The following is a 7206-nucleotide window of genomic DNA, read 5'->3' as shown; positions in this document are numbered from 1 at the left end:
CCTAACCTCATCAAACGGTGACAAAGACCCATATTCTGCTAGGAACTCATCCATTGCTATCCATTTTTTTGGTGCTCCATCACGAGCCGTTTTAACAGATATTGACTGTTTAGCTCCTTTGTACAGCGCTTCCAGATCTTCAGTTTTAAAGGGAACTTCAAACATTTTGACAAGCGCTTGAGTATTAGCGGATGCCATGTAGTGAATTGGGCTGTATTCCATAAATGGTCTTGGGCTTTCACTATCCTCAGCGTCAGAGTACCAATCGCTCAACTGTCTGCCCGCAATACTTGCCCCTAGCTGTGCGTAAGCAGAATAAGTGCTGGCTTTTAGGAGTGATAGCTCTGCTTGTGCATAGTCTGAATCCATAAAGAACTCATCAAGGTGGACCATACCAAAACCATTTTCATTAAGTTGCCACTGATCGTTGAGCAAAAAAAGTTTAATGTAATCATTAATATTTTCTATCGAAACGTTGCTATGGTCGCCTGACATTTCTTGATAGTTTCGTTCAAGCAATAATCGACTCAAGCCATTCAGCGCGTGAGCACGTTTGTAATAACTTGACTTCATCTCGTCAGAGAGACTTTCTGAACCAAATGACAATATTTGTTCTTGAGAGACAATATTTTGGTATTGTATTTTTTCAAGATTATTTCGTAGCTTTAAAGTGTCTGCTTCTTCAGTAATAAAATCATAAAGATTTGAGAACAGCGAAGAACCTGCCTTGCCCACCGTATAAATAAAGTTAGCAGTCGCTCCCAAAGGCGTTACTGAAGCCACATCAAGGGCAGTATCAAGGGCAAGTTCTATTGCATCTAAAGTGGCCGCGTCAAGCTGCATCTCATTAGCAATCATCATTTGACGGGATTTTTCGACGACAGTTAGTCCACCGCGAGAAACTGGGTAATCTAAGATTGCTTCAAAATGAAGCAGTAAGTCGACGCGACGATTGCGTCGGCGTTGATCTTCAGAATCATTGGGGACAAGCGGTTCTCGCTCACCTAGACCAATGGCACGTATGCACGTTTTCCAAACGGCCTGGTTAGACGTAATCCCTTCTAATATACATTCTCGTATATAACTCGCTCGCTCTTCTGATAAAGTCTGGTTGTATTCGATCGACCCACGCGAACAAGTGTGACCTTTTATCGTAATTGGAATCGGGCGATGTATTTGCGATAGTATCCCCCCTAATTCAATTAAGTTGGCTCTAGCTTTAGGGTTATTTGAGTCGCTACGGTCAAAAGCAAACGTCGTGCTTCTTAATTCGAATATGTGTCGCCCTTTTTTAACCTCGGTATTTAATGAAAGCTCATCGTTGTCTCCAAGCTTGGGCAGTAGGTTTTTGAGTTGTTCAAGTGCCTTAGTCTCTGCGTCCAAAAGTGCCTTATCACCAATACTAGCCAAAGATTTCATTCCAGGCTGCTGTACAGTCGCAAGGTACTCAAGCACAACAGAATCAAGCCTTTTGCTCGCCTTATCGTCTTTGTTGTAAGCCTCGACTAAGTTTCCACCTTTAATGATGACATCAGCCAAAGTGAAACCTTTACCGATTTTTTCCGCTATTTGAGTATCTTGTAATAACTGACGCCACTGCGAAGGCACTTCAATCAAATTGATCTTATCTTTCAACTTGTCAAATAAGATATTGCCTTTGTCACCGAACAACTTAATCATATCGATTTGACTCTGGCCAAATGCAGCCGTATTCGCTGAAAGATCATTAGCTTTACTTATAACGGACAAACAAGCCTCTGTCGCACCCGCAATATTTCTCATTTCGCTATCAGCACTGCCACCAACAGAAGCCGCAGCAACCTTGGCAACGGTTTGCCAACTTAACTTGTGTTGCATCGTTTGGGCTGCACTTTCAATGTACGCTTTATTGCTTTGTACACTGTGCCATATCTGAGGAGCAATTGCGTTTTTTGACTCACTGGCGAGTTTTTCAGGCAAATCAGTTGGGCTTTGTTTCAGTTTTTCCAGTAAGTTGGGGTAAAGGTGAGAGGCTTGATTGAACAGTGCTTCCTCTACCGAGATGGGATTACCGTTCACCAAAGCACTGCGCCCAAGCGGGGTTGAGATTGGTAAGTGCAATACTCGTTCGCAAAAACTGTATTTTTTTTGAAAGTCTTTCCTTAACCAATAAGCTGTTGCATTTCTGTCCACAGTAGAGAGATCAATATCAAAACGGCAATGCTGGCTCGCCTCGTCGAGTTTAAATATCGAATCAGAACTTACCCAGAACGTAGCGCTATAAATGTTCTTTTCTTGGCCGTCGATATCTTTGAATTTGACTTCTTTAACAGTGCTCACAGCGGTTAAATTACTGCCACCTGCATCCCCTGTAATTCGCAACTGTGAAGGAAAATTCGACAGCGTAACCGTCGCGCGAACGAAGTTGGCATCAGAGAAGTGGACCACAATCGTATATTTCTGAGGTAATACAATGGCTTTTAGCGTACTCAGCTGCTTTTTCTCTATCGAGTCCTCAAGTTTACCGATAGCAGCAGCATAGTGTTTATCACCGACCTCTTTACTTGGTAATAGTTCAGAGATGGAATAATCACTTTGTTCAGAAACTTGATAATAATTTTCTAAAGGCTTAGTTTCTGCTCCCGAGATAAGCGAATTATACAGATTCGCCAGCCATTTACCGTCTTTGCCCTCTTCACTCATAAGGTGAATTGGCGCTAAATAAGGCGGAAAAAATAGTAAACGAGAGTGGCCAGAGGCAAACGTTGTTGCGGATGCAGGATTACCTTGCAATGGCAAATTTTGCCCCAAATCTAATGATTCAGGCGCGTTAAAATAGGTAATTTTTCCGAGTGCATCACTGTACAGTAGCGCCGCTTTTGGTGGTGTTTGAGTTTGGTGACCTTTGCCATCATAACTGACAGTCCTGCCTTCACTGTCGTCTTTATGCGCGAAGCACACATTGCGTAGGGGAAAATATCGACTATTTGGAACTGGTCCCCTGTCATCAAAAAGTTGCCCTAGGAGATAAACACCACTGACTTTAAGGTTTGATTTCGCCACGTAGTTTACTCCTTATTTGACCTTATTTGAGTCGCAATGTGTTGTCACAAAAACATTGCCTTGTTTTTCAATTTGACATGTACGTTCACATCGAAAGATATCTTCACCAGAAGAATTTTCGTAAGTTACTTTTTTGCACTTTTGTTCCTGAGATGCGAGGTAGCGAGCATAGGCATCTTTAAACTGAGAATGACTTGGCAAGGCTGGGAATTCCTGACGTAAATCATAATCAGAAAAATGAGGCTGCAGACTCGCTGGAACAAAAAGGGAAAAGCCATTAACACTATCGCCTTCCACAGGCGGTTTATACTGGTAAGCGAGTACATCAATCGGCGAGCTCTCATCTGCCTGACGCGCTCTATACAGTCTCGGGGTAGGCGCATCCATGCCACTTAATACGCCGAGTTGCAACGTGTAGCGGCTGTCTTTACTAGCCAAAGGTATGGCTTTGTCGGTTGCTCGAGTATTAAATGAACGATAACCGTCCTTGGTGTTGCAAGTAAACGCACCACCATCCTCCCGCCAATAGATATAATCTGCAACGGCATTGTACTTTCTCCGCTCTTCGAGTAAATAACATTCATTAGGGTAATAGCGCTCCACAGTGTAATGTTGCCACTCGCCAACTTGATAGATGAGATTAGTTTCCTTATCGGCTTTACCTAAAACTTTTTTGCTACGTGAGGTACTTGTCTTAACCAGAAGCTCTTTCCCATCATTTAACAGCCTAACTCTTTTAATTTTGTCATAGGCAAGATCCCCCCAATTACCTTCAAGCCATTTCTTTCTCAGTTCAGGAGAATCTGGGTTAGGTAAAGCCAACGGCAGCTCACTCATAACCATGTTGTTGGTATCAAATTCATACGCCTTACCGAGTTTCGACATATAAGCTTTACTGCTGTCAGGCAGCCAGCCACCAAAGTTACAACCGCCGCCAAAGCGTTCAATTTGGCGGGTTTTAAGGTCTGCAACGACGCAACCTTTTAATGAAGCGAATAAGCCCATATTAAAAAACAAAAAGCGGCCATTTGGTGAGCGCTGTGGGCGCAAGTTTTTGGTAAACCCAACTAGGCTGCCAACCTCTTCTGGGGTCAATAAGGTTTGTAGGTTGCTGCCGTCTAAATTCATGGTGTATAAACCAGCTTGTTTGCGGTTTTCAGAACGATAAATCTGCGTGATTATTTGCGGCTTGTCTCCGGGGTTGTCCCACTGAGCCAACGGCGCGGTGCGTGGGTCTGCAACCTCTAATATCCAATCAGTTTTCTCTGATTTTTCACCAACAGCTAGCCCTAGGTAAGAGACTACCGTGTTTAACGCTTTGTTATATTTTTCTTGCTCCGCCTGTGCAATCGCTCTTTCATCTAACCATTGCTGAACTTGTGGGCTAAAGGCACTGCCTACCCCAACGCCTGCAATAGCTAATGCAGACAAGCCAAATACGACTTTTTTGTTCATAACTTACATTCCTAATTCTTGTTTCCACAGCGACATATATTGGCTGAGATTCTCTTCTGCATTCAGCTCTTGTTCGCTACGCTCTGGCTCTGGCTCTACCCTTTCCGCCATTTGAGTCGGAGTCGACCAATTCTGTATTTGCTCAAGAGTTAAGTATTGAAAAACCAGTTCCGAGTGATGGGTATGACCTGGAGAGGTGATCTGTAAAGTGAATTTTCCTTTTGCGGGAAAACCACCGAGCTGCGCCGTCGCAAAATGTGGGTTTTCTTGGTCATATTGCAGCGCTTCACTCAGTACCCAATCACTTTCACTATCAGATATCACCGCATAATGAATAACAGGAGTATTAAAATCGATCAGCCCGGTTTCAACTGACAATTGAAAACCACTGTTTTTTCCATCCACATAAGCAATGACCGTATTACTCTGGTCATAGCTGCGAACGATGGCTTGTTGGTCACTCAGCCATGGCATGTCGTCTTCAGTCACTTTGTGGATGGCTGCGCTGTCTACATCGGAGGTGAACTCTTGTGCACTGAATGACTGTGCGTCACTGTAACTGCTTAATTCATCTAATGGCGTGCTGGACTTCTCTAGCAAACCAGCATCCGATTCTAATGCTTCAATTTGAGCAAAGCGCTTTTGCTTTGGTGAGAAAATGATCTTGAGTCCATTTTCTCCCTGTTGGACTTCACCCGATATTTTGTAAGGTGCCCAGAAATGCGCCATAGCAAAACCGCTTGCGCTTCTTTGTATTACCTGAGGTGTGTCTTTTTTCTTTTCTTCTTGCTCTAGCGTGCGGTAATACTCGACGTCAACATCTTGGTAGTAACCTTTCTCGTTTATCGCCATCTCTCGCCAAAGCTTTCCTTTCCAAAACACATAAAGGAAACCACCACGCAGGTCAGAAGCTTTTGCTTTGTCGTTGCTACCATCTAAGTAAGCCAAAGGTCTCACCGGCACCAACACGTTGTCCCACTCATCCATCTGAGTTTCTTTATCAACGGGTTGCAGGTCTTCGGCGAGTTTAAGCAAGATTGGCTGAGGCTGGTCAGAACAAGGAATTTTGATATAAAGCGTTTTGCCTTCAGCATCCAGATCTTTAAACGTGGCAAGGCTACGGTGTTTGTTCTCGGTATCAGCCTTGCCTACAGTCACTTTTTCTTTTTGAGCGTCGGTTTTTCCCAACATCAAACATGCCGCATTACTAGACCACTGTCCTGCAAACTCGACAACGATTTTTTGATCTGGGCTTGGCTCAGAAGGTACATGCGTGTAACTGCGAACTAGAGCAACATCGTCAGTAACCTGCTTGTAACCCACTTTAAAAACTTTGCTTTCATTCGAAGCAGATACAGAGTCAACGAGTGTTTTAAGTCTAGGAAAACTTTGCAACTGAGAGTCTGTTAGTGGCGACCTACGAGCAAAGGAAGACAATGAGACCCAACTGCCTTTCCCAAGTTCGGCTCTGATCGCTGCTAGCAATCCGCTGGTCGTTTTTTTAGAAGAAAGTGAAATCTTTTGCGCAAACTCTTTAGGGAGGTTTCTAAGGATGTCATCTGAATTTCGCAAACGCGAAAGCTGCCCTATACACTCGTCTGGTGTAAGAACATAAGATAGCTCGCTGGAGGATAGCTTCGAGCTAGGTATAAATTTGCAAACTAAATGCATTTGAATTCTCCACAACCAACATCGTAAATATGGTTGCGGTGACATTTAAGCTGATAAGGCTTACAAGTACGATTTGGTGCGCTAATGCTACTAATTTAATTTATAACATTCAATCACATAGAAAAATCGACAAATAAGCTGAAAGCCAACCAAAAGACACATTAGCTAGCAAATAAGTCACTTTAACTACAGATAAAGACAAAACAACTAGACATTGAAATCAAAAAGAAGGATTCAAATAAAAGGATTTTTTTTAATTTTGAGCAGAAGTTAACAAATTCATTATTACGCAGGGAAAATATCGACTATTGGGTACTGGTCCCATGTCATCAAAAAGTTGACCTAGGAGGTAAACACCACTGACTTTAAGGTTTAATTTCGCCATGAAGTTTACTCCTTATTTAGCTTTATTTGAGTAACAGTGTGCCGTCACAAAATGATCGCCTTGTCTTTCAATTTGGCATGTGGTTTCACAACGTCCGATTTCAAGTGATGTCCACTTTCCATAATCTATTTCTTTACATTTTTCTTGCTGTGCTTCCTGATAACGGGCGAAAGCTTGTTTGTATTGAGCGTGAGCTGGTAAGGCTGGGAATTCCTGACGTAAATCATAATCAGAGAAGTCAGGCTGCAAACTCGCTGGAACAAAAAGGGAGAAGCCAGTAACACTATCGCCTTCTACAGGCGGTTTATACTGGTAAGAGAGTACATCAATCGGCGAGATCTCATCTGCCTGACGCGCTCTATACAGTCTCGGGGTAGGCGCATCCTTGCCACTTAATACGCCGAGTTGCAACGTGTAGCGGCTGTCTTTACTAGCCAAAGGTAAGGCTTTGTCGGTTGCTCGAGTATTAAATGAACGATAACTATCCTTGGTGTTGCAACTAAACGCACCGCCGTCCTCCCGCCAGTAGATATAATCTGTAACGGCATTGTACTTTCTCCGCTCTTCGGCTAAATAACATTCCTTAGGGTAATAACGCTCCTCCTTGTAATGTTGCCAGTCGCCAACTTGATAGACGAGATTGGTTTCCTCAT

At 43.2% G+C, this 7206-nt stretch carries 3 protein-coding genes and 1 pseudogene; all 4 read right to left on the bottom strand.

Going from position 1 to position 7206, the window contains the following annotated elements:
• A partial coding sequence (locus tag IQR33_RS35445) for an OmpA family protein (RefSeq protein ID WP_322631750.1) occupies nucleotides 1–3042 on the bottom strand: 3042 nt, incomplete at its 3' end.
• A 12-nt stretch (nucleotides 3043–3054) separates the two neighbouring features.
• On the bottom strand, nucleotides 3055–4497 hold the full coding sequence (locus IQR33_RS03500) for a hypothetical protein (protein WP_193837938.1): 1443 nt from the start codon (nucleotides 4495–4497) through the stop codon (nucleotides 3055–3057).
• 3 nt (nucleotides 4498–4500) lie between these two features.
• Nucleotides 4501–6168, bottom strand: a complete 1668-nt coding sequence (locus tag IQR33_RS03495) for a hypothetical protein (RefSeq protein ID WP_193837937.1) — start codon at nucleotides 6166–6168, stop codon at nucleotides 4501–4503.
• 397 nt (nucleotides 6169–6565) lie between these two features.
• Nucleotides 6566–7206, bottom strand: a pseudogene (locus IQR33_RS32220) (hypothetical protein); the annotation flags it as partial.

It is taken from the genome of Vibrio sp. OPT46 (assembly GCF_015163535.1).
GTDB classification, from domain to species: domain Bacteria; phylum Pseudomonadota; class Gammaproteobacteria; order Enterobacterales; family Vibrionaceae; genus Vibrio; species Vibrio alginolyticus.
Note: the sequence above shows the minus strand (reverse complement) of the source record. Positions and strands in the feature narration are given on the sequence as shown.

Bases quoted from the DNA above. Each gene is read 5' to 3' on its own strand.
- IQR33_RS03495 (WP_193837937.1), bottom strand. From the start codon at position 6,168: ATGCATTTAGTTTGCAAATTTATACCTAGCTCGAAGCTATCCTCCAGC.
- IQR33_RS03500 (WP_193837938.1), bottom strand. From the start codon at position 4,497: ATGAACAAAAAAGTCGTATTTGGCTTGTCTGCATTAGCTATTGCAGGC.